General features: G+C 71.0%; 19 protein-coding genes and 1 riboswitch. Of the genes, 6 read left to right on the forward strand and 13 right to left on the reverse strand.

Annotation, left to right across the window (positions count from 1 at the left end):
• Positions 1–5: 5 nt before the first annotated feature.
• The 3 genes from BFF76_RS14670 to BFF76_RS14680 all read right to left on the reverse strand — a co-directional run bounded on the left by BFF76_RS14670 (position 6) and on the right by BFF76_RS14680 (position 4,769).
• Positions 6–1,193, reverse strand: a complete 1,188-nt coding sequence (locus BFF76_RS14670; protein WP_053928809.1) for an alkaline phosphatase family protein — start codon at positions 1,191–1,193, stop codon at positions 6–8.
• Entirely contained in the window at positions 1,193–1,789 is a 597-nt protein-coding gene (locus BFF76_RS14675; protein WP_031089387.1) for a DUF5998 family protein, read from the reverse strand. Before BFF76_RS14675 ends, BFF76_RS14670 begins: the two co-directional genes overlap by 1 nt.
• Positions 1,790–1,850: 61 nt before the next feature.
• Positions 1,851–4,769: a bifunctional acetate--CoA ligase family protein/GNAT family N-acetyltransferase gene (locus BFF76_RS14680; protein WP_065848391.1), complete on the reverse strand. Its 2,919-nt coding sequence runs from the start codon at positions 4,767–4,769 to the stop codon at positions 1,851–1,853.
• A 154-nt stretch (positions 4,770–4,923) separates the two neighbouring features.
• On the opposite strand from BFF76_RS14680, the gene BFF76_RS14685 reads away from it, so the two are divergent.
• Complete coding sequence (locus BFF76_RS14685) at positions 4,924–5,205, forward strand: HPr family phosphocarrier protein (protein WP_031089384.1); 282 nt, start codon at positions 4,924–4,926, stop codon at positions 5,203–5,205.
• Between the two features lie 182 nt (positions 5,206–5,387).
• Here the strand turns inward: BFF76_RS14685 and BFF76_RS14690 are convergent, their stop codons facing one another.
• The 4 genes from BFF76_RS14690 to BFF76_RS14705 all read right to left on the reverse strand — a co-directional run bounded on the left by BFF76_RS14690 (position 5,388) and on the right by BFF76_RS14705 (position 10,261).
• Positions 5,388–6,092, reverse strand: a complete 705-nt coding sequence (locus tag BFF76_RS14690; RefSeq protein ID WP_065848392.1) for a GntR family transcriptional regulator — start codon at positions 6,090–6,092, stop codon at positions 5,388–5,390.
• Between the two features lie 222 nt (positions 6,093–6,314).
• Complete coding sequence (locus tag BFF76_RS14695) at positions 6,315–7,118, reverse strand: M23 family metallopeptidase (RefSeq protein ID WP_031089379.1); 804 nt, start codon at positions 7,116–7,118, stop codon at positions 6,315–6,317.
• A 14-nt stretch (positions 7,119–7,132) separates the two neighbouring features.
• Positions 7,133–7,300, reverse strand: a riboswitch (cyclic di-AMP (ydaO/yuaA leader).
• 190 nt (positions 7,301–7,490) lie between these two features.
• Positions 7,491–8,873, reverse strand: a complete 1,383-nt coding sequence (locus tag BFF76_RS14700) for a M16 family metallopeptidase (protein ID WP_031089377.1) — start codon at positions 8,871–8,873, stop codon at positions 7,491–7,493.
• A gap of 26 nt (positions 8,874–8,899) precedes the next feature.
• A complete protein-coding gene (locus BFF76_RS14705) occupies positions 8,900–10,261 on the reverse strand; it encodes a M16 family metallopeptidase (RefSeq protein ID WP_031089375.1) in 1,362 nt (453 codons plus the stop codon).
• Between the two features lie 247 nt (positions 10,262–10,508).
• Between BFF76_RS14705 and BFF76_RS14710 the strand changes: the two genes are divergently transcribed.
• A complete protein-coding gene (locus BFF76_RS14710) occupies positions 10,509–12,959 on the forward strand; it encodes a DNA gyrase/topoisomerase IV subunit A (RefSeq protein ID WP_053928812.1) in 2,451 nt (816 codons plus the stop codon).
• A gap of 70 nt (positions 12,960–13,029) precedes the next feature.
• On the opposite strand, the gene BFF76_RS14715 is transcribed toward BFF76_RS14710, so the two are convergent.
• Positions 13,030–14,142, reverse strand: coding sequence for a CobW family GTP-binding protein (locus BFF76_RS14715; protein WP_065848393.1), 1,113 nt, complete (start codon positions 14,140–14,142; stop codon positions 13,030–13,032).
• Positions 14,143–14,163: 21 nt separating this feature from the next.
• Positions 14,164–15,327 carry a citrate synthase/methylcitrate synthase gene (locus BFF76_RS14720; RefSeq protein ID WP_053928814.1) on the reverse strand — a complete coding sequence of 388 codons (1,164 nt, stop codon included), beginning with the start codon at positions 15,325–15,327 and terminating at the stop codon, positions 14,164–14,166.
• 141 nt (positions 15,328–15,468) lie between these two features.
• Here BFF76_RS14720 and BFF76_RS14725 point away from each other — a divergent pair, with 141 nt between their 5' ends.
• On the forward strand, positions 15,469–16,815 hold the full coding sequence (locus tag BFF76_RS14725) for a citrate synthase (protein ID WP_053928841.1): 1,347 nt from the start codon (positions 15,469–15,471) through the stop codon (positions 16,813–16,815).
• Positions 16,816–16,843: 28 nt separating this feature from the next.
• On the opposite strand, the gene BFF76_RS14730 is transcribed toward BFF76_RS14725, so the two are convergent.
• The gene (locus BFF76_RS14730; protein WP_031089360.1) at positions 16,844–17,851 is read right to left on the reverse strand and encodes a LacI family DNA-binding transcriptional regulator; all 1,008 of its coding nucleotides are present in this window, start codon (positions 17,849–17,851) and stop codon (positions 16,844–16,846) included.
• A gap of 329 nt (positions 17,852–18,180) precedes the next feature.
• On the opposite strand from BFF76_RS14730, the gene BFF76_RS14735 reads away from it, so the two are divergent.
• Both BFF76_RS14735 and BFF76_RS14740 read left to right on the forward strand, forming a co-directional pair.
• On the forward strand, positions 18,181–19,848 hold the full coding sequence (locus BFF76_RS14735; protein ID WP_031089358.1) for an ATP-binding protein: 1,668 nt from the start codon (positions 18,181–18,183) through the stop codon (positions 19,846–19,848).
• Positions 19,845–20,522 carry a response regulator gene (locus tag BFF76_RS14740; protein WP_065848394.1) on the forward strand — a complete coding sequence of 226 codons (678 nt, stop codon included), beginning with the start codon at positions 19,845–19,847 and terminating at the stop codon, positions 20,520–20,522. Before BFF76_RS14735 ends, BFF76_RS14740 begins: the two co-directional genes overlap by 4 nt.
• A 19-nt stretch (positions 20,523–20,541) precedes the next feature.
• Here BFF76_RS14740 and BFF76_RS14745 read toward each other — a convergent pair whose 3' ends face one another.
• From BFF76_RS14745 to BFF76_RS14755, 3 genes are all read right to left on the reverse strand, one after another.
• Positions 20,542–22,134, reverse strand: a complete 1,593-nt coding sequence (locus tag BFF76_RS14745; protein WP_065848395.1) for a solute symporter family protein — start codon at positions 22,132–22,134, stop codon at positions 20,542–20,544.
• On the reverse strand, positions 22,131–22,604 hold the full coding sequence (locus tag BFF76_RS14750) for a DUF485 domain-containing protein (RefSeq protein WP_031089351.1): 474 nt from the start codon (positions 22,602–22,604) through the stop codon (positions 22,131–22,133). Before BFF76_RS14750 ends, BFF76_RS14745 begins: the two co-directional genes overlap by 4 nt.
• A gap of 253 nt (positions 22,605–22,857) precedes the next feature.
• A complete protein-coding gene (locus tag BFF76_RS14755; protein WP_065848396.1) occupies positions 22,858–24,984 on the reverse strand; it encodes a DNA gyrase/topoisomerase IV subunit B in 2,127 nt (708 codons plus the stop codon).
• 434 nt (positions 24,985–25,418) lie between these two features.
• Here BFF76_RS14755 and BFF76_RS14760 point away from each other — a divergent pair, with 434 nt between their 5' ends.
• Entirely contained in the window at positions 25,419–25,652 is a 234-nt protein-coding gene (locus BFF76_RS14760) for a DUF7455 domain-containing protein (RefSeq protein WP_014153643.1), read from the forward strand.
• Positions 25,653–25,747: the final 95 nt, after the last annotated feature.

The following is a 25,747-nucleotide window of genomic DNA, read 5'->3' on the forward strand; positions in this document are numbered from 1 at the left end:
GTCGGCTACGAGCGTACTTCGAGGAGCGGGACCAGTTGTTCCACGGGGGTCAGTGAACCGTGCATGCCCACCATCGCGGACTCGTGGGGCTCCTTGGCCGAAGCGGTGATCACGACGTCGTCGTGGGCGGCCGCCACCACGTCGCCGATCCTGCCGTACACCCGCTCGTCGATCCGCGGGCCGAACCAGCCGGCCGCGATGGCCTCGTCCCTGCTCGCCACCCAGAACTGCTCGCCGAGCACCTCTCGCCAGACGGTCAGCACGTCAGCCTGGGCTCCGGGGACCGCGTACACATGGCGGGCACGGCCTTCGCCGCCCAGCAGGGCGACCCCGGCGCTCAGTTCCCAGTCCTCGTCGAAGTCGATCCGGGACTGCTCGTCGAACGGGATGTCGATCATGCCGTGGTCGGCGGTGATGTACAGCGCCGAGCGCGGCGGAAGCTGCTCGGCGAGGCGCCGGGCGAGCCCGTCGACGTACATCAGCTGGCCCCGCCAGGCGTCGGAGTCCACCCCGTAGCGGTGCCCCTGGCCGTCGACCTCGCTGTAGTACGTGTAGACGAGGGACCGGTCACCGGCCGCGAGCCGCTCGGCCGCGAGGTCCATCCGGTCCTCGCCCGTGAGCCGGCCGAGGAAGGAACCACCGCTGAGCGCGACCTTGGTCAGGGGGGTCTGCTCGAAGGCTGGAGCGGAGACCTGGGCCGTGCGTACGCCGGCGGCGTCGGCGAGCTGGAAGACGGTGGGGTGCGGCTGCCAGACCTTCGGCGCGGTCCACGGCTTCCAGCGGAGCTGGTTCATCAGCGCACCGGTCTCCGGGTTGCGCACCGTGTATCCGGGGAGGCCGTGCTCACCGGGCGGCAGGCCGGTGCCGACCGAGGCGAGGGAGGTCGCCGTGGTCGCCGGGAAGCCCGAGGTGACGGGGCGGCCGGTGCCACCGCGGGAGGTGGGGAGCAGCGAGTGCAGGAAGGGCGCCTCGTCCGGGTGTGCCTTGATCTGCTCCCAGCCGAGCCCGTCGATCAGGAAGACGCAGTTCCGGTCGGCGGGGGTGAGTTCGTCAATCGCCGCCTCGAAGCCGGGTACGCCCTGCCCGGCGACGAGCGTCGGCAGCAGATCGGCGAGCGAGCCGGTGCCGTATTCGGGTACGGGCGCGGCCTCGGGGGCGAGCAGGACGGGATCCTGCCAGGCGGGCTGGACCATCAGCGGGCGGTCGCCGCTGTCACGGCCGTGGCCTCGGAGAGGGACTGCGCGAAGGCGAGGGTCTGGCGCACGGTGTCCGGGCCGTCCCCGGCCTCGCTGACGCGCAGGCTCAGGTCGTCGGCGGTGGAACTGCCGGTGTAGCCGTGGTCGGCATCGCAGTTGGGGTCACCGCATGCCGCGGGCTCCAGGTCGATACGGGACACAGCGCCCCAGCCGATGGTCAGGACGACCTCGCGGGGCAGCGTGCCGGGCACGTACTTCTCGGGGTTGGCGACCACGCGGCTGACCACGACGGACGAGATCCGGTCGAGCTTGACCGACTCGGTCGACGTCGTGGCGTACGGCGTGGGGGAACTCGTGTCGGCCGCCTGCTCGTCGGTGTGGCTGACGATGAAGCGCGTGTCCGTCAGGACGAGGACCGTGACATGGCGGCGGACCTCGTTGGAGTCGAAGGTGGTCTCCTGGTGGACCAGGTACGAAGCGACCGGCTCACCGCCGACGGCGGCCTCCACCGCCTCGGCCACGAGGGCCGGGTAGTAGCCGCTGCGCTCGATCGCCGCGCGCAGCCCCTGGGTCGTGGTACCGGTCTTTGCCATGCGCACCATCCTACGGGGGGCCGGTGGCTGCCGGGGACGTCGTACGCGGGTCCATGGGCGGTCAGTAGCTGGGGAGCCGGCGGGGACCGAGATCGCTGCGGGCCGGTGGCGGCGCGAGCCGGACGCTCGCTCCGAGCACCGTCAGCCCCTGCGTGGCCACGACCACGGGCTCCAGGGTGACCGAGACGACCTCGGGGTGGTCGTCGACGAGCCGGGACACCCGCAGGAGGAGTTCTTCGAGCGCCTCGGTGTCCGCCGGCGCGGAGCCGCGCCAGCCGAACAGCACCGGAGCCGCCTTGATGGAGCGGATCAGTTCGGCGGCGTCGCGGTCGGTGGCGGGCACGAGCCGGTGGGCCGTGTCGCCCAGGAGTTCGGAGGGGGCGCCGGCCAGACCGAAGGAGAGGACGGCGCCTGCGGCGGCGTCGATGGACGCCCTGACGACGGTGTCGACGCCCCTGGGCGCCATGGCCTGGACGACTGGGCGCAGTTCGGCGGGCGTGCCGAGCAGGTCGGTCAGTTCGGCGTACGCCCGGCGCAGGGCGTCCTCGTCGACGAGGTCGAGCCGGACTCCCCCGAGGTCGGCGCGGTGCCGGAGATGGGGTGCGGTGGTCTTGAGGGCCACCGGGTAGCCGAGCTCCGCGGCGGCTGCGACGGCGGCCTCCGCCTCGGGGGCAGGCAGCGCCGGCCGTACGGTCACGCCGTAGCGGGCGAGCAGCTCGCGGGCCTCGTCGTGGGTGAGGGGGCGGCCACGCGGGTCGGGGTCCGGGCCGAGCAGCGTCTCGATCAGCCCGGCGGTGCCGTGCTCGTCGATGGTGTCGCCCAGGAATTCGGGGACTTTGCCGGGGGAGGCCGCCTGGCGCCGCCACTGGGCGTACTTCACCGCCTCGGCGAGCGCGCGGACGGCTCGCTCGGCGGCGGGGTAGGCGGGGATCCGGCCCGCGGAGGGTTCCGGGTGGCCGGCGGTGCCCGCGCCCCTTCCGGGCGCGGCCGGTGCCGGGTCGCCGGTCCGGGGCCCGCCCTCGGCCGGCGCGCCGGAGGGGGCCGGAGTGGGGAGCTGTGGCCGCCGGGCGGCCGGAGGTCCCGCCTGCCGGGGCGCGGGCGGGCCGGCGGTGCTCGTGGCGGCGGCGAGGGCCTGCGCCAGGCCGCCCATCTCCACGTGCACCACCGCCACCGGCTTGGCCGGGCCGGTGGCCGCCGCCTCCCGCAGCGCGGCCGCGAGGACCTCCCCCTCCCCGGTCTCCGCCTCTCCGTTCTCCCCCACCCAGGGGATCGCTGTCACGATCACGGCGTCGCACGTCCCGTCGGCGAGCGCCTCGGCCAGCGCGCGCCGGAAGTCCTGCGGGCCCGCCGCCGTGGTGAGGTCGCGGGGCTGGCGCGGGCGCAGTCCTTCCGCCAGGCAGGCGTCGTAGGTGAGGAGGCCGAGCGACTCCGAGTTGCCCAGGATCGCCACCCGTGGGCCGTTCGGCAGGGGCTGGCCGGCGAGGAGCAGCCCGACGTCCGCCATCTCCGTCACCGTGTCGACGCGGATCACTCCCGCCTGGCGCATCAGAGCGGACACCGTCGCGTCGGGGATGCGGCTGACCGGTACGGCGTGGCCCTGCGGGTTGGAACCGCTGTGCCGGGCGCCCTTCACCACGACGACGGGCTTCACGGCGGCCGTCCGGCGGGCGAGCCGGGTGAACTTGCGCGGATTGCCGAGTGATTCGAGGTACAGCAGGGCGACGTCGGTGCCCTGGTCCTCGTACCAGTACTGCAGGAAGTCGTTGCCCGAGACGTCGGCCCGGTTGCCCGCCGAGATGAAGGCCGACAGCCCCGCGCCCCTGCGGTGGAGACCGGACAGGACGGCGATCCCGATAGCGCCGGACTGAGTGAAGAGCCCGATGCGCCCGGCCTTGGGGGACTCGGGGGCGAGGGAGGCGTTGAGGCGGACCGTGTCGGAGGTGTTGATGATGCCGAAGGCGTTCGGCCCGATGATCCGCATGCCGTACGAGCGCGCCTGCCGGACCAGTTCCCGCTGCCGCTCCCGGCCGTCGGCGCCGCGCTCGGCGTACCCGGCCGTGAGGACGACGAGCCCTTGCACCCCGTGTTCGCCGCAGTCGGCGACGGCCTCGGGCACCCGGTCCGCGGGGACGGCGACGACCGCGAGGTCGACCTGCTCGCCGATGCCGCCCACGGAGCGGTGGGCGGGCACTCCGTCGACCGTGTCCAGGCCCGGGGGGAAGGAGGTGTTCACCGCGTACGTGCGTCCGGTGAAGCCCGAGCCGAGGAGATTGCGCAGCACGGTCCGGCCCACGCCGCCGGGTTCGCGGCCGACTCCGATGACGGCGACGGACCCGGGGGCCAGCAGACGCTGGACGGAGCGCGCTTCGGCCCGCTGTTCGCGGGCGCGCTGGACGGCGAGGGACTCGGCCGTGGGCTCCAGGTCGAGGGTGAGGTGGACGGAGCCTTCCTCGAAGCTGCGCTGCTGGGTGAAGCCCGCGTCCCGGAACACCTTGATCATCTTGTTGTTGGCGGGCAGCACCTCGGCCGCGAAGCGGCGGATGCCCCGTTCCCTGGCCACCGCCGCGATGTGTTCGAGGAGGGCCGACGCCACGCCGCGGCCCTGGTGGGCGTCCTGGACGAGGAACGCGACCTCGGCCTCGTCCGCCGGGGCCGATGCGGGCCTGCCCTGCTCGTCGATCCGGTCGAAACGGACGGTGGCGATGAACTCGCCGCCGATCGTGACGGCCAGGCCCACCCGGTCGACGTAGTCGTGATGGGTGAAGCGGTGCACGTCACGGGCGGAGAGACGCGGATACGGGGCGAAGAAGCGGTAGTACTTCGACTCGTCGGACACCTGCTCGTAGAAGCTGACCAGCCGCTCGGCATCGTCCGTGGTGATGGGCCTGATGCGCGCGGTGCCACCGTCACGGAGCACCACGTCGGCCTCCCAGTGGTCGGGGTACGCGTGATGCGGACTCTGCTCCGGAGTGGGCTCCATGGCCAAAGCCTACGGCCCGTCGCACCGGTCGCGGCGGGATGGCGGCAGGGGCACGCTGAGGGAGCCGGCGGGCGGGCGGCGGCGCCGGGCACGGCAGTCCGGCGTGCATGAGAGACTGGTCTAGACAACTCATCGTTACGTGAAGGGCAGAACCATGGCTGAGCGCCGCGTCAACGTCGGTTGGGCCGAGGGCCTGCACGCCCGCCCCGCTTCCATCTTCGTCCGTGCCGCAACGGCCTCCGGCGTCCCCGTGACGATCGCCAAGTCGGACGGCAACCCGGTGAACGCCGCTTCCATGCTCGCGGTGCTCGGCCTGGGCGCCCAGGGTGGCGAGGAGATCGTGCTCGCGTCCGAGGCCGACGACGCCGAGGCGGCCCTGGACCGCCTGGCGAAGCTGGTTGCCGAGGGGCTCGAGGAGCTTCCGGAGACCGTCTGATTCCGGCAGCCCCGGACTGGAGTCTTTTCCACGGAAAAGCCGCGGCATCCCCCACCGGGATCCGCGGCTTTTCTGTTTCCGGGCCAGAGCGATGAACCAGGTGGCCGCGCCCCGGAAATCTGATTCAGGGCAGCAAAAAGAAAGCGCATCGAGAATTACTCTCTTTGTATACGGCGCAATTGTTAATGGCGGGCTCCCGCGGTGTTTACGGGGTGTTGCGAAGTCCTCACCCGGGCCGCCCCCGCCCCGCGCCCCGGCAGGTCCACACCCCGCAGCCGGTGGGCGGTGGTGGCGCGCTCCGCGTGCTGGGCCGCCAGCGCCCTGGCCCGTTCCGGGTCGCGGCGCGCCACGGCGTCGACCAGCGCCCCGTGCGCGGCCCAGGAGTCCGCGGGGCGGGCCGGCTGCTCGACGGCGTACATCCAGGCGATCTTGTGCCGGAGCTGGGTGAGCAGCGCGATGAGCGCGGGGCTGCCCGAGGCCTGCGCCAGCGTCTCGTGGAACCAGCCGCCCAGGGAGCGCAGATCCTCCCCCTCGCCCCGGCGCACCCGCTCCTGCCCCAGCCTGACCAGGCCGCGAAGCACCTTCAGATGCGCCTCGGTACGGCGCTGGGCGGCCCGCGCCGCACCGAGGGGCTCCAGGAGCATCCGGATCTCGAGGAGGTCGGCGGCCTCCTGCTCCGTGGGTTCCGCGACACAGGCACCGGCGTGCCGGCGGGTGACGACGAACCCCTCGGACTCCAGGGTGCGCAGCGCCTCGCGCACGGGGACGCGGGATACGCCGTAGCGGCGCGCAAGCACCTCTTCGGTGAGGCGGCCGCCGCGCTCGAAGACACCCGAGACGATGTCGTCACGGATTGCCGTGCATACCGAATGCGCGGGAATGCGCATGTCCGAACCTCCGCCTTAATCCCCGCGAAACGCGGCCGATCGACGCCTGTTCTGTGACTCTATTGCAACCGGCCGGAATTTCCGATGGCGGGGTGGAATCCATGGATATCTTTTGGCCGGGGGCCACTTCCGCGAGGGCTTCGGCGGGTGCCTCCCCGGGACACGGCGAAGGCCCCGGCGGGTGCCGGGGCCTTCGTCGGAGCGGTGCCGTGCGGGAAGGTGTCAGACCTGGACGCCGTGGGCGCGGAGGTAGGCGACGGGGTCCATGTCCGAGCCGTACTCGGGGGTGGTCCGGGCCTCGAAGTGCAGGTGCGGACCGGTGGAGTTGCCGGTCGAGCCGGAGACGCCTATCTGCTCGCCCGAGCCGACGCTCTGGCCGACGGAGACGCCGATCGAGGAGAGGTGGCCGTACTGGGTGTACGTGCCGTCCTTCATCCTGAGCACGATGTTGTTGCCGTACGCGCCGCCCCAGCCCGCCTCGACGACCGTACCGGCGCCGACAGCGACGACGGATGTGCCGGACGCCGCCTGGAAGTCCACGCCGGAGTGGCTGCCGGAGGACCAGAGCGCCCCACCGGACTGATAGCCGGTGGTCACGTGCGAGCCGTCGACGGGGAGGTGGAAGGAGTTGAGCCGGGCCCGCTCGGCGGCGCGTGCGGCACGCGCCTTCTCCTCGCGGACCTCCTCGGCCCGGGCCTCCGCCTTGCGCTTGGCCTCGGCCTCCGCCCTGGCCTCGGCCTCCGCCCTGGCCTTCGCTTCGGCCGCGGCCTTCGCGGCCGCGTCGGCCTGGCGCTGCTGGGCCTTCGCCTGAGCCTCGATCTGGGCGGCGAGGGTGTTGTCGAGGGCGACGGTCTGGGTCAGACCGGTGGCGGCGGTGGCGGGCTCGGAGTCCGCGGCGACGGCGGGGGAGGCCGTGGCACCGATGACACCGGTGGTGGCCAGGGCCGCGATGCCGGCGACCTTGGCGCTCTTGCGCGTCAGGCGGCTCGGGGCACGGTGCTTCCCGGTGGCACGGATGAACGCCATGGAGGGGCTTGTTCCTTTCCTTCCTTCTCGCCTACCGGGTTAGCTGACGGGTTCGGAGCAGGAAGGTCTCCTACGGCCCCCTCCGCCTCGTGCGAGACGCAGGGATCCGATTCACCCCAGGGACTTCGTGGGTCCCCGGCTCCCCAGGCTCGCGCCTGACGGGGACTCGGCGATGACTGTCCGGCGCCGCGGTCGCGGCTTTCGTCCGGCGGACAGACGAGCCGACGCTAGAGCGGGCCTCTTTCGCCCACCAAACGGAAAGGGCCTTTTGTCGCACATCCCACAGGATGAACCGAACTTTCTTTGCGAAACGGACAAATGACCGAACCCCGGCGAGAAAGCGCTCGCCGGGGTCCGTCATGTCCTGTTCCGTCAGCCGCTGACGACCGACACCTCGCCGATGCCGAGCGCCCTCACGGGCTCCGCGATCTGCGCGGCGTCGCCGACCAGGACGGTGACGAGCCGGTCGACCGGGAAGGCGTTGACCACGGCGGCGGTCGCCTCGACGGTACCGGTCCCGGCCAGACGCGCGTACATCTGCGCCTGGAAGTCGTCCGGGAGGTGCTGCTCCACCTGGTCGGCGAGGGTGGCGGCGACGGAGGCCGCCGTCTCGTACTTCAGCGGGGCGACGCCCACGAGGTTCTGCACGGCGGTCTCGCGCTCCGCGTCGGTGAGCCCTTCGGCAGCCAGAGTGCGCAGCACCTTCCAGAGGTCGTCGAGTGCGGGGCCGGTGGACTCCGTGTCGACGGATCCGCTGATGGCGAGCATCGCGGCGCCCGCAGCCCCTGAAGCCGATCCGGGGGCCGTCGAGCGGAGCACCTGGCCGAAGGCCCGGACGCCGTAGGTGTAGCCCTTCTCCTCGCGCAGCACGCGGTCCAGCCGGGAGGTGAGGGTGCCTCCCAGGCAGTAGGTGCCGAGGACCTGGGCGGGCCACACGCTGTCGTGCCGGTCCGCTCCGATCCGGCCGATCAGCAGCTGCGTCTGCACAGCTCCGGGACGGTCCACGATGACGACGCGGCCGGAGTCGTCCGCGGTGATCGGAGGCACGGGCCGGGACTGGCCGGCATTGCCGGACCAGTCCCCTACGGTGTCGGCGAGCAGTGCGTCCAGGTCCACCTCGGTGAGGTCCCCCACGACGACCGCCGTCGCGGTGGACGGACGGACATGGGCGTCGTAGAAGGCGCGCACGGCGGCGGCGTCGATCCGGCGGACCGTCTCCTCGGTGCCCAGGCGCGGACGCGACATCCTCGCCGTGGCGGGGAAGAGCTCCTTGGAGAGCTGCTTGGCGGCCCGCCGGGCCGGGTTGGCCTGCTCGTGCGGGATCTCGTCGAGCCGGTTGCCCACCAGGCGCTCGACCTCGCTCTCCGCGAAGGCCGGGGCCCGCAGGGCCTCGGCGACCAGGCCGAGGGCCTTGGCCAGCCGGGAGACCGGGACCTCCAGGGAGACGCGCAGCCCCGGGTGGTCCGCGTGCGCGTCGAGCGTGGCACCGCACCGCTCCAGCTCGGCGGCGAACTCCTCCGCGGAGTGCTTGTCCGTGCCCTCGGACAGCGCGCGCGCCATGATCGTGGCCACGCCGTCCAGGCCCTCGGGCTCGGCGTCCAGCGGGGCGTCGAGGAAGATCTCCACGGCAACGACCTGCTGGCCGGGGCGGTGGCAGCGCAGCACGGTCAGCCCGTTGGGCAGGGCGCCGCGCTCGGGCGCGGGGAAGGCCCAGGGCCTGGCCTCACCGGCGGTCGGCTGCGGGTGGTACTCCATCGCTACTCCAGTCACGGCGGCGTCGGTCACTTGTCGGCCCCCTCGTGCGCGTCGGTGCCGTCGGTCTCGTCGGTCTCGTCGACCGGTTCGACCGGCTCGTAGACCAGGACCGCACGGTTGTCGGGGCGCAGATGCGCCTGAGCGGCGGCCTTGACCTCGTCGGCCGTCACGTCGAGCACGCGGCCCACCGCGGTCAGGGCGAGCTGCGGGTCGCCGAACAGGACGGCGTACCGGCACAGTTCGTCCGCGCGGCCCGCGACCGTGCCGAGTCGGTCCAGCCACTCGCGCTCCAACTGTGCCTGGGCGCGTTCCATTTCCTCCGGCGTGGGGCCTTCCTCGGCGAACCGGGCGAGCTCCTCGTCGACGGCGGCCTCGATCTGCGGCACCTCGACGCCACCGGACGTCTTGACGTCCAGCCAGCCCAGCGAGGGCGCGCCGGCCAGCCTGAGCAGCCCGAATCCCGCGGCCACCGCCGTACGGTCACGGCGGACCAGGCGGTTGTGCAGGCGGGACGACTCACCGCCGCCGAGCACGGTCAGTGCCAGGTCCGCGGCGTCGCACTCGCGCGTCCCGTCGTGCGGCAGCCGGTAGGCGGCCATCAGCGCACGCGCGGGGACCTCCTCCTGCACCACTTCGCGCAGCTGCTCGCCGATGGTCCCGGGCAGTGTGCCGTCGCGCGGGGGCTGCTTGCCGTCGTGGGAGGGGATGGAACCGAAGTACTTCTCGATCCAGGCGAGCGTCTGCTCCGGGTCGATGTCCCCGACCACGGAGAGCACCGCGTTGTTCGGCGCGTAGTACGTGCGGAAGAACGCCTGCGCGTCCTCCAGCGTCGCCGCGTCCAGGTCGGCCATGGAGCCGATCGGCGTGTGGTGGTACGGGTGGCCCTCCGGGTAGGCGAGGGCGGTGAGCTTCTCGAACGCGGTGCCGTACGGGACGTTGTCGTAGCGCTGGCGGCGCTCGTTCTTCACCACGTCCCGCTGGTTCTCCATGGACTCCTCGTCGAGCGCGGCGAGCAGAGAGCCCATCCGGTCGGCCTCGAGCCACAGGGCCAGCTCCAGCTGGTGCGTGGGCATCGTCTCGAAGTAGTTGGTGCGTTCGAAGCTGGTCGTGCCGTTCAGGGAACCACCCGCCCCCTGCACCAGCTCGAAGTGTCCGTTCCCCTTGACCTGGCCCGAGCCCTGGAACATCAGGTGCTCGAAGAGGTGTGCAAGGCCCGTGCGTCCCTTGACCTCGTGGCGGGAGCCGACGTCGTACCAGAGGCAGACCGCGGCGACGGGGGTCAGGTGGTCCTCGGAGAGCACCACGCGCAGGCCGTTGGCCAGACGGTGCTCGGTCGCCGTCAAGCCGCCGGAACCGGCCTGGGCTGTGGCCGTGTGACCCATGGGCATGTACGTCCCTTCGATCGGTACAGGATTTCCTGCCGGACCTGCCACTCTAGGCAAGCGCACGGGCACCTGGCGAAGTTCCCGCCGGGTGAATGTTGTCGTAGATGCTGCCGTAAACAGGGGTTCCGCGAAGGCCCTGGGGGCCGCTTCGGACGGGTCGAGGTCGGCGCTGTCGGTGCGGCGGTCCACAATGGTCGGCGTCAGAACCTGAGGTTGCCCGACAGAATCTTGTGAAGGAGTCGCAGCCGCGATGGCCCGCCGCAGCACGAAAACCCCGCCGCCGGACGACTTCGAGGAGAAGATCCTCGACATCGACGTCGTCGACGAAATGCAGGGCTCCTTCCTCGAGTACGCGTACTCGGTGATCTACTCCAGGGCTCTGCCCGACGCGCGTGACGGCATGAAGCCCGTGCACCGCCGCATCGTGTCCCAGATGAACGAGATGGGTCTGCGCCCCGACCGCGGCTATGTGAAGTGTGCCCGGGTCGTCGGCGAGGTGATGGGCAAACTGCACCCGCACGGTGACGCGTCGATCTATGACGCGCTGGTACGCATGGCACAGCCGTTCTCGATGCGCCTGCCTCTCGTCGACGGGCACGGCAACTTCGGCTCGCTGGGCAACGACGACCCGCCGGCCGCCATGCGGTACACCGAGTGCCGTATGGCCGACGCCACGTCACTCATGACGGAGTCGATCGACGAGGACACCGTCGACTACCAGTCGAACTACGACGGCCAGGAGCAGGAACCGGTCGTCCTGCCGGCCGCGTACCCGAACCTCCTGGTCAACGGCGCTTCCGGGATCGCGGTCGGCATGGCGACCAACATGCCCCCGCACAACCTCGGCGAGGTCATCGCCGCCGCCCGCCACCTCATCCGGCACCCGGGCGCCGACCTCGAGACACTGATGCGTTTCGTCCCGGGCCCCGACCTGCCCACCGGCGGCCGGATCGTCGGCCTCGGCGGCATCAAGGACGCCTACGCGGCCGGGCGCGGCACGTTCAAGATCCGCGCCACGGTCGCCATAGAGAACGTGACGGCCCGCCGGAAGGGTCTCGTCGTCACCGAACTGCCCTTCGCCGTCGGGCCGGAGAAGGTGATCGCCAAGATCAAGGACCTCGTCGGCTCCAAGAAGCTCCAGGGCATCGCGGACGTCAAGGACCTCACCGACCGGGCGCACGGTCTGCGTCTGGTCATCGAGGTCAAGAACGGCTTCGTGCCGGAGGCCGTGCTGGAGCAGCTCTACAAGCTGACGCCGATGGAGGAGTCCTTCGGCATCAACAACGTGGCGCTGGTCGACGGGCAGCCGCTCACCCTGGGGCTCAAGGAGCTCCTGGAGGTCTATCTCGACCACCGCTTCGACGTGGTGCGCCGGCGCAGCGAGTTCCGCAGGACCAAGCGCCGCAACAGGCTGCACCTGGTCGAGGGCCTGCTCGTGGCGCTGCTCGACATCGACGAGGTCATCCGGGTCATCCGGGACAGCGACAACTCGGCGCAGGCGAAGGAGCGCCTGATGGAGCGCTTCTCGCTGAGCGAGATCCAGACCCAGTACATCCTGGACACCCCGCTGCGCAGGCTCACGCGCTTCGACCGGATCGAGCTGGAGACCGAGCGCGACAGGCTCAAGGAGGAGATCGCCGAGCTGACCGCGATCCTGGAGTCGGACGCGGAGCTGCGCAAGCTGGTGTCGTCCGAACTGGCCGCGGTGGCGAAGAAGTTCGGCACCGAGCGGCGCACGGTGCTGCTGGAGTCGGCGGGTTCGCAGATCGCTTCCGTGCCGCTGGAGGTCGCCGACGACCCCTGCCAGGTGCTCCTCTCCTCGACCGGCCTCCTGGCCCGGACGGCCGGCGCCGAGCCGCTCGAACAGGCCGAGGACGCCAGGCGCGGTAAGCACGACGTGATCGTCTCGGCGGTCGCCGCCACGGCACGCGGGGACGTGGGCGCGGTGACGTCCGCCGGACGGCTGCTCCGGCTCTCGGTGATCGACCTGCCGCAGCTGCCGGACACCCATGCGGCTCCGAACCTGTCGGGCGGGGCCCAGATCTCGGAGTTCCTGAGCCTGCAGCCGGACGAGGGGCTGATCTGCCTCACCACCCTGGACGAGGAGTCGCCCGGCCTCGCCATCGGCACCGCGCAGGGGGTGGTGAAGCGCGTGGTGCCCGACTACCCGGCCAACAAGGACGAGTTGGAGGTCATCTCGCTGAAGGACGGTGACCGGATCGTGGGCGCCACCCAGCTGCGTACGGGCGAGGAGGACCTGGTCTTCATCACGTCCGACGCGCAGTTGCTGCGCTTCCCGGCCGCGTCGGTGCGTCCGCAGGGACGCGCCGCGGGCGGCATGGCGGGCGTCAAGCTCACGGCGGGCGCCACCGTCCTCTCGTTCGCCGCGGTGGCTCCTTCGGCGGACGCCGCGGTGTTCACGGTCGCCGGGTCGCACGGCACGCTGGACGACTCCGAGCGCACCTGGAAGCTGACCCCGTTCGACCAGTACCCACGCAAGGGCAGGGCGACCGGCGGGGTGCGCTGTCAGCGCTTCCTCAAGGGTGAGGACGTCCTGGTCTTCGCCTGGGCGGGCGAAACCCCGGCCCGGGCCGCACAGAAGAACGGCACACCGGCGGATCTGCCCGCCCCCGACCCGCGCCGTGACGGATCGGGTACGCCGATGACGAGTCCGGTCGCGGTGATCGCCGGGCCGCTGTAGGACACCGGCCGGGGGCGGTCGGGCCTCCCGTACGGATCCTGCCTGATCCGTACGGGAGGCCCCTGGTGCCTCAGGTCTCGTCGTCGTCCGGCGCGGCGGCCGGTGCCACGTCGTCGTCCGGCTGCCGCACGTAGCGCAGGACACCCCACATGCCGCGCTCCAGCTGCTCGGCGGCGTCCTGGTCCGCCGCGGAGGGCTGCCACGGTTCCTGGCAGCCCTCGAGTTCCTTGCGCAGCGCGTCGGCGTCGATTCCGGAGCCGATCAGCACCAGCTGGGTCAGCCGGGGTTCGTCGCGGGCCCAGCGCCGCGGTACGAAGCGCAGGAACCCGCCCACGGCGTGCAGCGCGTACCGGTTTCCGGGGTCACCCGCACCGAAGTCGGCGAATCCCTTGATCCGGTAGAGGCCCGCGGGCCTGGAGTCGAGGAAGGCCATGAAGCGGCGTGGGCAGAGCGGCACGTCGGAGGTGAAGGCGACGCTCTCGTACGCCGCGTGCAGATGTTCCTCGTGCGTACGGTCGTCCTCGGGCAGCAGGTCCTCGAACGTCAGCTGCCGGAAGGAGTCGTCCTCGTCCGGCCGGAGCACGGGGTCGAAGAGCAGCTCCGGGTCGATCCGCCCGTAGGCGGAGCAGATGACCGCAGCCCTTCCGCCCGACGTGCCGACCGATTCCCTCACGGCACGCAGTCGCGCGTCCGTGACCCGGTCGGTCTTGTTCAGGACGATCAGGTCGGCGACCGCGAGATGGCGGTCGATCTCGGGGTGGCGCTCCCGCGTGGCGGTGAACTCGGCGGCGTCGACGACCTCGACCAGTCCCCCGTACCGGATGTGCGGATTGTCGCTGGCCAGCAGCATCCGTACGAGCTCCTGGGGCTCGGCGAGGCCGCTCGCCTCGATGACGATCACGTCGAGCCGGGCGGCCGGCCCGGTCAGCGTCTCCAGATAGGTGTCGAGCTCGCTCGCGTCGACGGCACAGCACAGGCAGCCGTTGCCCAGCGAGACCGTGGAACCGACCTGTCCCGCGACGGTCACGGCGTCGATCTCGATGGACCCGAAGTCATTGACGATGACGCCGATCCGGTTGCCCGCCCTGTTGCGGAGCAAGTGGTTGAGCAGTGTCGTCTTGCCGGATCCGAGGAACCCCGCAAGGACGACGACCGGGATCTGCGGGGCGCGGGGCGGGGTCAACAGGGGCCTTCCTGGGGTGGGTCAGAGTGCCGGTACGGGATGCGGAGGCGGGGCCCCGACATAGCGGGCCGCCGGGCGGATGATCTTCGAGTCCTCCGCCTGCTCAAGGATATTGGCGCTCCAGCCGACCATGCGCGCGGCACAGAAGGTGGGTGTGAACATCTCGCGCGGCAGCCCGCAGAGCTCCATGACGACACCGGCGTAGAACTCCACGTTGGTGTGCAGCTCTCGTCCCGGCTTGAGCTCGGCGAGGATCGCCTCCACCCGGTGTTCCACCTCGACGGCGAAGTCCACGAGTGGCCCGCCGAAGCTCTGGGCGACCGAGCGGAGCATGCGTGAGCGGGGGTCCTCGGTGCGGTAGACGGGGTGCCCGAATCCCATGATCCGCTCCCCCGCGAGGACGCGTTCACGGATCCAGCCGTCGATCCGGTCCGCGGTGCCGATGGCGTCCAGGGTGTCCAGCGCCCGGCTCGGCGCACCGCCGTGCAGCGGGCCGGAGAGCGCGCCGACGGCTCCGACGAGGCAGGCGGCCACGTCGGCACCGGTGGAGGCGATCACTCGAGCCGTGAACGTGGAGGCGTTGAAGCCGTGGTCGACGGTGGAGACGAGGTACCGCTCGACGGCCGCCGTCCGCGCGGCGTCCGGCTCCTCACCGGTGAGCATGTGGAGGTAGTTCGCGGCGAACGGCAGGTCGTCACGCGGCTCGACCGGCTCCAGCCCCTGTCCCAGGCGGTACAGCGAGGTCAGCACGGTGGGAACGGCGGCACACACGGCGAGCGCGTCCTCGCTGCGGCGGTCGGCGCCGATGTCGTACACCGGGCGGAACCCGGCAGAGGCCCCGAGCAGCGAGAGCGCGGTCCGCAGTCCCGCGAGCGGGCCCGAGACCACACCTGCGCGGGCGATGGCGGGCAGCGCCTCCCGCACCTCGGAGGGCAGCCGGCGCAGGCCGGCGGTGCGGGTGGCGAAGGCGGTGCTCTCCGCCCGGCCGGGCAGCTCGCCGTGGAACATCAGGTACCAGACGTCCTCGAAGCTGCGGCTCTGCGCCAGTTCGATCGCCGAGTACTGCCGGTAGTGGTAGAAGCCCTCGCGTCCGCGCACGTCTCCGAGCGCGGTGTCGGTGACGATCACGCCGGCGAGGCCCCGGGGGGCGGCGGGCGATGCGGATTCCGTATGCGTGGCGGGCATGGCAGGTCTCTCCTCCACCGATGAGTTGTACATTGATTCGACTGTCTATGATTGACTCAATACCTGTCAATGTTGATTGAATCAATGTCAAGTCCTGTTGGCGGTGATCCGGCATCGACGGAAATGGATACGGTGGACGCCATGACGCATGACTCGGCTCACGGGACCGGCACACAGGACGCGGGAGCCGAGGGGGCGGCGGCGGAACGGAGGCTCACCACCCGGGAGGCCGCCGAGCGGCTCGGCGTGAAGCCCGAGACCGTGTACGCGTACGTGAGCCGGGGGCAGCTCGCCAGCAGGCGCACCGCCGGCGGACGCGGCAGTACGTTCGACGCCTCCGAGGTCGACGCCCTGGCCCGCCGGGCAGGACGCAGGGAGCCTTCGCCGCCCGTCGCGGGTGACCTCGTCTTCCGTACCGGGATCACGCTCATCGAGCCGGACCGCTACTACTTCCGCGGCGTCGACGCGACCGAGCTGGCCCGCCACTACGGCTACGAGGAGGTCGCCGAGTGGATCTGGACCGGTGAGCTCCGTCCCGGAACCCGCTTCACCGCCGCGCCCGAGTCGCTCGCGGCGGCGCGGCGGACCGCCGCCTCACTGCCGCGGCACAGCAGCTCGACTGACCGGCTCCGGGCCGCTGTCGCCGCCGCCGCGTCCGCCGACCCCCTGCGTTTCGACCTCTCCCCCCAGGGGGTGCTCAACAGCGCACGCACTCTCGTCCCGACCCTCGTGGACGCGCTGCCGCCGGCCGGAGAGGAGGGCGGCGAGGGCGGCTCGCTCGCCGCGCGGCTCTGGCCGAAGCTCACCGCACGGCCCGCCGACGCGGCTTCGCTGGCCGTGCTCGACACCGCGCTCTCGCTACTGGCCGACCACGATCTCGCGGCCTCGACCCTGGCGGCACGCGTCGCCGCGTCGGCCCATGCCCACCCCTACGCCGTGGTCTCCGCGGGGCTCGGCGTGCTGGAGGGTCCGCTGCACGGCGCCGCGAGCGGACTGGCCCACCGCATGCTCCTGGAAGTCGTGGACCGGGGTGGCGCGGCTCCGGTCGTCGCGGATCATCTGCGCGCCGGCCGGCGGGTACCGGGGCTCGGTCATCGCCTCTACACCGCCGAGGACCCGCGGGCGGGTGCCCTGTTCGCACTGCTGGACGAGCTGCCGCACGCCGTACCGGTGATGGCGGCGGCCCGTGACGTGGTCGCGACCACCGCTCGGCACACGCCCCTGCACGCCAACGTCGACCTGGCCCTGGCCGCCTTCTCGGTCGCCTGCGGCATGCCGGCCGAGACGGGCGAGACGGTGTTCGCGGTGTCCCGTGCGGCGGGCTGGATCGCCCACGCGATGGAGGAGTACGCGGAGAGACCGCTGCGCATGCGGCCCAGCGGTCAGTACGGCGGTCCGCGCCCGCCGCAGCCGCTGCCGCTGCCGACGGCGGAGGCGGCTGCTTCGGAGAGTGGAGCCACCGGAGCGCCCCGGCAGTCCGCAAATTAACTACAGCCGACCGAAAATCTCACGGTCCCTACCGGGGCGGTCGGGCCGTGGAGCCCCGGACGACCAGCTCCGGCTCGAAGAGGAGCTCGTCCGAGGGCACCGTGCGCCCCCCGATCTGCACAGAGAGCAGTTCGACCGCGGCCCGGCCCATCGCTTCGATCGGCTGGCGCACCGTGGTCAGCGGCGGCTCGGTGCAGTTCATGAACGCCGAGTCGTCGTAGCCGACCACGGAGACGTCCCCCGGCACCGACAGCCCTCGGCGGCGCGCAGCGCGCACCGCGCCCAGGGCCAGCGGGTCACTGGCGCAGATGATGCCGGTGATCCCCTGGTCGAGAAGCCGCATGGCTGCGGCCTGGCCGCCCTCGAGCGAGAACATCGCACGGGCCACCCGCTCGTCCGGCACGGTCGCCCCCGACCGGGCGGCCAGCGTGCGGGCGGCGGCCAGCTTGCGCTGCGAGGGCATGTGGTCGGCCGGGCCGAGGACGAGCCCGATCCGCTCGTGACCGAGCGAGACCAGATGGCGCCACGCCTGCTCGACGGCCACGGAGTCGTCGCAGGAGACCGCGGGGAATCCGAGGTGGGCGATGGCGGCGTTGATCAGGACGACCGGGATCTTGCGGTCGGCGAGCACCTTGTAGTGATCGTGGGGGGCGTCGGCCTGCGCGTACAGACCACCGGCGAACACCACCCCGGACACCTGCTGCTGCAGGAGGAGCTCGACGTAGTCGGCCTCGGAGACCCCGCCCTTGGTCTGCGTGCAGAGCACCGGCGTCAGTCCCTGCTGGGCGAGCGCACCGCCGACCACTTCGGCGAAGGCGGGGAAGATCGGGTTCTGCAGCTCGGGCAGGACCAGTCCGACCAGGCGGGCACGCTCACCGCGCAGTTGCGTCGGACGCTCGTAGCCGAGCACGTCCAGTGCGGACAGGACGGACTGCCGGGTGGCGTCGGAGACGCCCGGCTTGCCGTTCAGCACGCGGCTGACCGTGGCCTCGCTGACTCCTACCTTCTGGGCAACCTGAGCAAGTCGTCGCGTCATGAGCGCAAGATTAGCGCAAAATCCGCAAGAATATTGCGTTGGAACGGATACTCATAGAACGCTCACAGACGGAGGGCGAGGAGGCAAGAGCCCTGCCCGACCGGGACGTCGACGGACGACGGGCCGGACTCCGGCCGCCGGGCCGGGCTCCGGCTCCGACTCCGGTTCCGGCTCCGACTCCGGTTCCTGCTCCGACTCCGGTTCCTGCTCCGGACTCCGGCCGCCGGACGGCCCGGGCGTCGGCGGGGGAAGGCCGTCGCCCCCGGCTTTCCCCGGCGTCCCCCGGCGGGGATTTCAGTAAGCACGGTTTGCCCCTTACCGTTCGTACGATGAGCGCCCCACCGACCACCCCACGGGGACCGCGCCGGTTCGGCTGGCCGAAGCGGGTCTTCTCTCAGGTCTTGCTGATGCAGCTGGCCATCATCACCGGCGTCACGGTCCTCGTCACGGGCCTCTTCCTGGCACCGCTCAGCGCCCAGCTCGACGACCAGGCGATGCGCCGCGCCCTGGCGATCGCGCAGAGCACGGCGGCGCAGCCCCAGATCGCCGCCTCGCTGCTCAGCACCGAGCCGCGCCCGGACGGTGCCGTCCAGGCCGCGGCGGAGCGGATCAGGCTGTCGACCGGCGCCGAATACGTCGTGATCATGGACAGGCACGGGGTGCGCTGGTCGCACACGGACTCCTCCCGCATCGGCGACGTCGTCTCCACCGATCCCAGTACGGCGCTCGCCGGCCGGTCCGTGATGGAGATCGACAGCGGCACGCTCGGACGTTCGGCCCGCGGCAAGGTACCGCTCCTCGACGAATCGGAACGGGTCGTCGGCGCCGTCTCGGTCGGCATCGCGTACGACAGCGTCCGCGCCCGGCTGCTCGCAGCGATCCCGGGGCTGCTCGCCTACGCGGGCGGCGCGCTGGCCGTGGGAGCTCTGGCCGCCTATCTGATCTCCCGGCGTCTCCAGCGACAGACCCATGACCTGGCCTTCTCCGACATCTCCGCGCTGCTGACCGAGCGCGAGGCCATGCTGCACAGCATCCGCGAGGGGGTCGTCGCGATCGACCGCACCGGACGCATCAGGCTCCTGAACGACGAGGCCCAGCGACTGCTCGGTCTCGGCCCCGGCGCCGCGGGCAGGCAGTTGGACGAGGCGCTGGGCGAGGGCCGGACCACCGACGTGCTGGCCGGGCGGGTGGCCGGCGACGACCTGGTGACGGTCAGGGGGAACCGCGTGCTGCTCGCCAACCGGATGCCGACCGACGACGGCGGGGCCGTTGCCACGCTGCGCGACCGTACGGAGCTGGAGCACCTCGGCCGCGAGCTCGACTCCACCCACGGCCTGATCGACGCGCTCCGCGCCCAGGACCACGAGCACGCCAACCGGCTCCACACCCTGCTGGGACTGCTGGAACTGGAGATGCACGACGAGGCGGTGGAGTTCGTCACCGAGGTCGTCGGCGTCCACCGGGCAACGGCGGAGCAGGTCACCGAGAAGGTCCACGATCCCCTGCTGGCCTCACTCCTGGTCGGCAAGGCGACCGTGGCCGCTGAGCGCGGAGTCGCTCTGCGGATGGCGCCCGGGACACTGCTTCCGGACCGGCTGGTCGACCCGCGCGGTCTCGTGACGGTCCTCGGCAATCTGGTCGACAACGCGCTGGACGCGGCCTCGGGATCGGACGCGGCGAGGATCGAGGTGGAGCTGCGGGCCGAGGACCGTACGGTGGTACTGCGGGTGCGTGACAGCGGACCCGGAGTACCGCCCGGTGACCACGAATCCATCTTCACGGAGGGCTGGTCGACCAAGGAACTCCCGGCCCACGGCAAACGCGGCCTGGGACTGCCCCTGGTACGGCGGCTCGCCGAGCGGCAGGGCGGCAGCGTGTCCGTATCGGGCTCCCCCGGGGGCGGGGCGGTGTTCACCGTCGTCCTTCCGGAGGCTCTGGGCGAACCGGACCGGCTGGGCGCCCCCTCGCGGCCCGCGACGTCAGGAGACTTGCCGTGATCGAGGTTCTGGTGGTGGACGACGACGTACGGGTCGCCCGGATCAACGCGGCCTACGTCTCCAAGGTCCCCGGGTTCCGGGTGGCCGCCACCGCCCACTCGGCGACCGAGGCCCTCGCCAGGATCGGCGAGATGCCCATCGACCTGATCCTGCTCGATCACTACCTGCCGGACCGCAACGGCCTGGCCGTGGTCCGGGAGGTGCGCGAACTCGGTCACCACACCGACGTGATCATGGTGACGGCAGCGCGCGACGTGGCGACCGTTCGGGCGGCGATGCGCCACGGAGCCCTCCAGTACCTGGTGAAGCCCTTCGCGTACGCCGGACTTCGCACCAAGCTGGAGGCGTACGCGGCACTGCGCCGCAGCTTCGAGGGGGGCGGCGAGGCCGAGCAGACGGAGGTCGACCGGCTGTTCGGGGCCTTGTGGGCCACCGACGGATCAGACCTCCCCAAGGGGCACTCGACGACGACCGCGGAACTGGTCCGCCAGGCCCTGCGCGCGGCCGACGGACCACTCTCCGCGCAGGAGGTCGCGGAGAGCGCCGGCATGAGCCGTCAGACGGCCCAGCGCTATCTGAAGCTGCTGGAGCGCACGGGCAGGGTGCGGCTGTCGCTCAGATACGGCGAGACGGGCCGCCCGGAACACCGGTACACCTGGGCCACCGGCTCCTGAACCCGCCCCTCTGCGCGGCCTACGCGGCTCCCGCTCCGGTGAGCGACCGGACCTCCGCCTCCGCGTGTTTTGCCGGGTCGGGCGGCTCGGGTGAGGTGACGGTGCCGATCCAGCCGGCCAGGAAGCCCGCCGGGATCGACACCAGTCCCGGGTTCTCCAGGGGGAAGAGCGCGAGATCCACACCGGGGAGGAGTGAGGTGGGGCTCCCCGAGACGATCGGGGAGAGCAGGACCAGCACGACCGCGGGGATCAGTCCGCCGTAGACCGCCCAGACCGCTCCCCTGGTGGTGAAGTTCCGCCAGAACAGGGAGTAGAGCAGCGCGGGCAGGTTGGCGGACGCTGCGACCGCGAAGGCCAGACCCACCAGGAACGCGACGTTCAGATCCTGGGCGAGGAGGCCGAGAGCGATGGCCACCACCCCGATGCCCGCCGCTGCCGCCCGGGCCACGCCGACCTCGCTCCGCTGCTTGGCCCCCGGCCGCCGGAAGGAGGCGTAGAGGTCGTGGGCGACGGATGCGGAGGAGGCGAGGGTGATCCCGGCGACGACCGCGAGGATCGTGGCGAAGGCGATGGCGGCGACGACCGCGAAGAGCACCGTGCCGCCCGTGGAACCCTCGCCGCCCCCGAGGACGAGCGCCAGGAGCGGAACAGCGGTGTTCCCGGAGGCGTTGGACGCCCGGACGTCCGCGGAGCCGACCAGCGCGGCGGCTCCGAACCCGAGCACGATGGTCATCAGGTAGAAGCTGCCGATCAGGCCGACGGACCAGACGACGGAGCGCCGGGCCGCGCGGGCGGTGGGAACGGTGTAGAAGCGCGACAGGATGTGGGGCAGGCCCGCCGTGCCGAGGACGAGCGCCAGGCCGAGGCTGATGAAATCGAGACGCGCCGTCCAGCTCCCGCCGTACCTCAGCCCGGGCGCGAGGAAGTCCCGGCCGTGGCCGCTGCGCTCGGCTGCGGAGTTGAGCAGGGAGTTGATGTCCCCGTGGAAGCGGGCGAGGACGAGGGCGGTGAGCGCGACGGCGCCGGCCATCAGCAGGACGGCCTTGACGATCTGGATCCACGTCGTGGCGCGCATGCCGCCGAACGACACGTAGACCACCATCAGCGCCCCGACTCCGACCACCGTCCACGATCGCGCGGTGTCGCTCGTGCCGCCGAGCAGCAGTGCGACCAGGCTCCCCGCACCCACCATCTGGGCCACCAGATAGAGAACCGAGACCGTGACGGACGACGTGCCCACCGCCGTACGCACCGGACGCTCCGCTATCCGGGCCGCCACCACGTCGGCGAGGGTGAACCTTCCGCAGTTGCGGACGAGTTCGGCGACGAGAAGCAGGACGACGAGCCAGGCCACGAGGAATCCCACGGAGTAGAGCATGCCGTCGTAGCCGAAGAGGGCGATCAGCCCTGAGATGCCCAGGAAGGACGCGGCGGACATGTAGTCACCGGCGATGGCGAATCCGTTCTCCATCGGGGAGAAGAGCCTTCCGCCCGCGTAGAACTCCTCGGCGGAACCCTGTCTGTTGCGGCTGACCCAGGTGGTGATGCCGAGTGTGACGGCGACGAAGACACTGAACAGCAGCAGTGCCAGCGTCTGGTGGTCCTCCCTCACCGGACGGCCCCTCTTGTCATCTCCTGGGTCTCCCAGCGCAGTTCCAGAGCGGCGCGGTCCCGGTGAAGACGTGCGTGACGGGCGTACGCCCAGGTGAGCAGGAACGTGGTGAGGAACTGCCCGAGCCCCGCCACCATGGCCACGTTGAGCGCGCCGGCGACGGGACGCGCCATCAGGTCGTGCGCGGTGGTGGCCGCGACGACGTAGGCGAGGTACCAGAGCAGGAACGCGGCAGCCGCGGGAACCACGAACCGCCGGTAGCGGCGCCGCACTTCGCGGAACGCCGGGCTGTTCTGCACCTCCAGGTAGATCTCACCCGCGCTGTCGCGGTGCTGTTCCGCCGGCCGTGGCCGCTCGTCGGCCGCGGCCTCCAGCGCCCCGTCCGGCCGGCCCCACCCGGCGGTCGGCGCCTCGCACCACGGGTCGTCGAGCCGCGTTGCCCGGGCGCCCGACCCTGCTTCCTTCTCCACCAACAACTCCCTTGTCCACGAGCCTTTTCGGCCGCGTAGCCAAGAATGGACAGATCTGGAAGATCCCGGGCACTTCATTCGCCGTGCTTCACCATTTCAGGTGACGGGAAGTGCCGGGCGGTTGTGCGAGCCCCGACCGTACGCATGGCGCGCGGCTCGGTTCTGTCGCGCGCTCCCGCCACGTGTTGTCACGGGACCGCCTCGGGCACAGGCCGTGGGTGGAGGGAAGGTCTCCACCCACGGGTGGATGCCGTCAGACGTCGATACGCGAGCGGTCCAGGGTGGCGGCGGAGCTGGTGATGAACTCCTTGCGGGGGGCGACCTCGTTGCCCATCAGCAGGTCGAAAACCTGCTCGGAGGATTCCAGGTCGCCGATGTTGATCCGGCGCAGTGTCCGGTGGCGCGGGTCCATAGTGGTCTCCGCCAGCTGGTCCGCGTCCATTTCGCCGAGACCCTTGTAGCGCTGGATCGACTCCTTGAACCGGACGTTCTTGCGCTGCATCTCCAGCAGGGTCTGCCGGAGCTCGTTGTCGGAGTAGGTGTAGATGTACTTGTCCTGGCCCTTCTTGGGCTGGACGAGCTCGATCCGGTGCAGCGGGGGCACGGCCGCGAAGACCCGCCCCGCCTCGACCATCGGCCGCATGTAGCGCTGGAAGAGCGTGAGCAGCAGGGTGCGGATGTGCGAACCGTCGACGTCGGCGTCCGTCATCATGATGACCTTGCCGTAGCGTGCGGCGTCGATGTCGAAGGTCCGCCCGGAGCCCGCTCCTATGACCTGGATGATGGCCCCGCACTCGGCGTTCTTGAGCATGTCCGAGACGGACGACTTCTGTACGTTGAGGATCTTTCCGCGGATCGGCAGCAGCGCCTGGAACTCACTGTTGCGGGCCAGCTTCGCCGTACCGAGGGCCGAGTCGCCCTCCACGATGAAGAGCTCGCTGCGCTCGACGTCGTCGCTCCGGCAGTCGGCGAGCTTCGCGGGCAGCGATGAGGACTCGAGCGCGGTCTTGCGGCGCTGCGCGTCCTTGTGCTGGCGTGCGGCGATACGGGTCCTGGCCGCGGCCACCGCCTTGTCCAGCACCGCCCTGGCCTGGGCTTTGGCATCGCGCTTCGTGGATGTCAGGAACGCCTTGAGCTCCTTGGCGACCACATTGGCCACGATCCGGTTGGCCGCCGAGGTGCCCAGCACCTCCTTCGTCTGCCCTTCGAACTGCGGCTCCGCGAGCCGTACGGTGACGACCGCGGTCAGGCCTTCGAGGGCGTCGTCCTTGACGACGTCGTCCTCGGCGACGCGCAGCAGCTTGGCGGAGCGCAGCACCTCGTTCACCGTCTTCGTGAGGGAGCGCTCGAATCCGCTGACATGGGTGCCGCCCTTGGGGGTGGCGATGATGTTGACGAAGGACTTGAGGTTGGTGTCGTAGCCCGTGCCCCAGCGCAGGGCGATGTCGACGGCCAGCTCACGGGTGACCTCGGTCGCCGTCATGTGCCCGCGGTCGTCCAGGACCGGCACGGTCTCCTTGAAGGTTCCCGTGCCGCTCAGGCGCTGAACATCGCAGACGGCCTTGTCCTGCGCCAGGTACTCGCAGAACTCGCTGATTCCGCCGTCGAAACGGAAGGTCTCCTCCGTCTTGCCCTCGCCGTCGATGCCCCGCTCGTCGCGCACGACGATGGTCAGGCCCGGCACGAGGAACGCGGTCTGGCGGGCCCGCTGGTAGAGCGTCTCCAGGTTGAGCTTCGCGTCCTTGAGGAAGATCTGGCGGTCCGCCCAGTACCGCACCCGGGTACCCGTACGCGTCTTGGGAACCCTCTTGCCCTTGCGGAGGCCGTTGGCGGGATCGAAGGGGCTGTCCGGCCCCTGCTCGGTGAACATGCCCGGGACACCGCGCCGGAAACTGATGGAGTTGGTCGCGCTGTTGCGGTCGACCTCGACGTCGAGCCGGGCGGACAGCGCGTTCACCACCGAGGCGCCGACGCCGTGGAGGCCGCCCGACGCCGCGTAGGACCCGCCGCCGAACTTTCCGCCGGCGTGCAGTTTGGTCATGACGACCTCGATGCCGGAGAGCCCGGTCTTGGGCTCCACGTCCACGGGAATGCCCCGGCCGTTGTCCCGGACCTCCACGGAGGCGTCGTCGTGGAGGATGACCTCGATGGCGTCGCAGTAGCCTCCGAGAGCCTCGTCGACCGAGTTGTCGATGATCTCCCAGAGGCAGTGCATGAGTCCGCGGCTGTCCGTGGACCCGATGTACATCCCGGGGCGCTTACGGACCGCTTCGAGCCCTTCGAGGACGAGAAGGTGCCGCGCGGTGTAGTTGGAGCTGTCCCTGTCTGCGCCGCCTGCTCCGGTCAGCAGCGCAGTGGACGGCACGGAATCGGCGGTCACGCGGTTCGCTCCTCGCTGAATTTCATTTGGGGGCCCAGTGGGTGACGGGCTCGGCCTCGGTGGCCGCTGAGAGCCTACCGAGGCCTGGTAGAGCGGTTGTAACGCCACCCAGGGGGGAATCCTTATGCTAGTCCAGCCTCGCATAGACGTTCGATCACTCCTTGGGGTGACGCGCACATCACGTTCCCTTCGAGGCATGAACCATTTAGGCTCCGGGCACGTCCTCATGAACAACCGGCAAGCCAGCCGGCGGACCGGCCCACACAAGCAACGCGAAACCGTAGCGCTACGCAATACGGCACATTCGCCGCCAACCGGTAACAGACAGCCATCCTGAGAAGAAGTTTCGAAGAAATGCCACGAGCGGGAACGTTTTCGGCCTGGTTGGATGTTGACCCTGGTACGACAGCTCGTCGAGCTAGAGAAGAGGCGACGTGACTACTGTTCTGACCCCCGCGAGCCCGCTGACCGCAGCAGACCGCTGTGACCGTTGCGGCGCCCAGGCATATCTGCGCGTCGTCCTGATCAGCGGCGGTGAACTGCTCTTCTGTGCCCACCACGGGCGCAAGTTCGAGCCGGAACTCAAGAAGATCGCCGCGGAAATACAGGATGAGACAGATCGGCTCACTGCCGTGCAGGCCAGTGCCGCCGACGAGGAACAACACTGACACCTCGCATCCACGACGAGCTATGGGCACGGTCCAGGACCGGCCGACGGGCGGCCTCCCCAGGGAAAGCCGCCCGTTCTCACGTTCTCGGACGT

Origin of the sequence: Streptomyces mutomycini, assembly GCF_001700505.1 — a bacterium.
In the GTDB taxonomy this organism is placed as follows: domain Bacteria; phylum Actinomycetota; class Actinomycetes; order Streptomycetales; family Streptomycetaceae; genus Streptomyces; species Streptomyces mutomycini.

What these genes read in the sequence shown, in the direction of transcription:
- BFF76_RS14675 (WP_031089387.1), bottom strand. Translation starts at nt 1,789, where the DNA reads ATGGCAAAGACCGGTACCACGACCCAGGGGCTGCGCGCGGCGATCGAG.
- BFF76_RS14680 (WP_065848391.1), bottom strand. Translation starts at nt 4,769, where the DNA reads ATGGAGCCCACTCCGGAGCAGAGTCCGCATCACGCGTACCCCGACCAC.
- BFF76_RS14685 (WP_031089384.1), top strand. Translation starts at nt 4,924, where the DNA reads ATGGCTGAGCGCCGCGTCAACGTCGGTTGGGCCGAGGGCCTGCACGCC.
- BFF76_RS14735 (WP_031089358.1), top strand. Translation starts at nt 18,181, where the DNA reads ATGAGCGCCCCACCGACCACCCCACGGGGACCGCGCCGGTTCGGCTGG.
- BFF76_RS14720 (WP_053928814.1), bottom strand. Translation starts at nt 15,327, where the DNA reads ATGCCCGCCACGCATACGGAATCCGCATCGCCCGCCGCCCCCCGGGGC.
- BFF76_RS14670 (WP_053928809.1), bottom strand. Translation starts at nt 1,193, where the DNA reads ATGGTCCAGCCCGCCTGGCAGGATCCCGTCCTGCTCGCCCCCGAGGCC.
- BFF76_RS14700 (WP_031089377.1), bottom strand. Translation starts at nt 8,873, where the DNA reads ATGGAGTACCACCCGCAGCCGACCGCCGGTGAGGCCAGGCCCTGGGCC.
- BFF76_RS14690 (WP_065848392.1), bottom strand. Translation starts at nt 6,092, where the DNA reads ATGCGCATTCCCGCGCATTCGGTATGCACGGCAATCCGTGACGACATC.
- BFF76_RS14725 (WP_053928841.1), top strand. Translation starts at nt 15,469, where the DNA reads ATGACGCATGACTCGGCTCACGGGACCGGCACACAGGACGCGGGAGCC.
- BFF76_RS14730 (WP_031089360.1), bottom strand. Translation starts at nt 17,851, where the DNA reads ATGACGCGACGACTTGCTCAGGTTGCCCAGAAGGTAGGAGTCAGCGAG.
- BFF76_RS14705 (WP_031089375.1), bottom strand. Translation starts at nt 10,261, where the DNA reads ATGCCCATGGGTCACACGGCCACAGCCCAGGCCGGTTCCGGCGGCTTG.
- BFF76_RS14695 (WP_031089379.1), bottom strand. Translation starts at nt 7,118, where the DNA reads ATGGCGTTCATCCGTGCCACCGGGAAGCACCGTGCCCCGAGCCGCCTG.
- BFF76_RS14710 (WP_053928812.1), top strand. Translation starts at nt 10,509, where the DNA reads ATGGCCCGCCGCAGCACGAAAACCCCGCCGCCGGACGACTTCGAGGAG.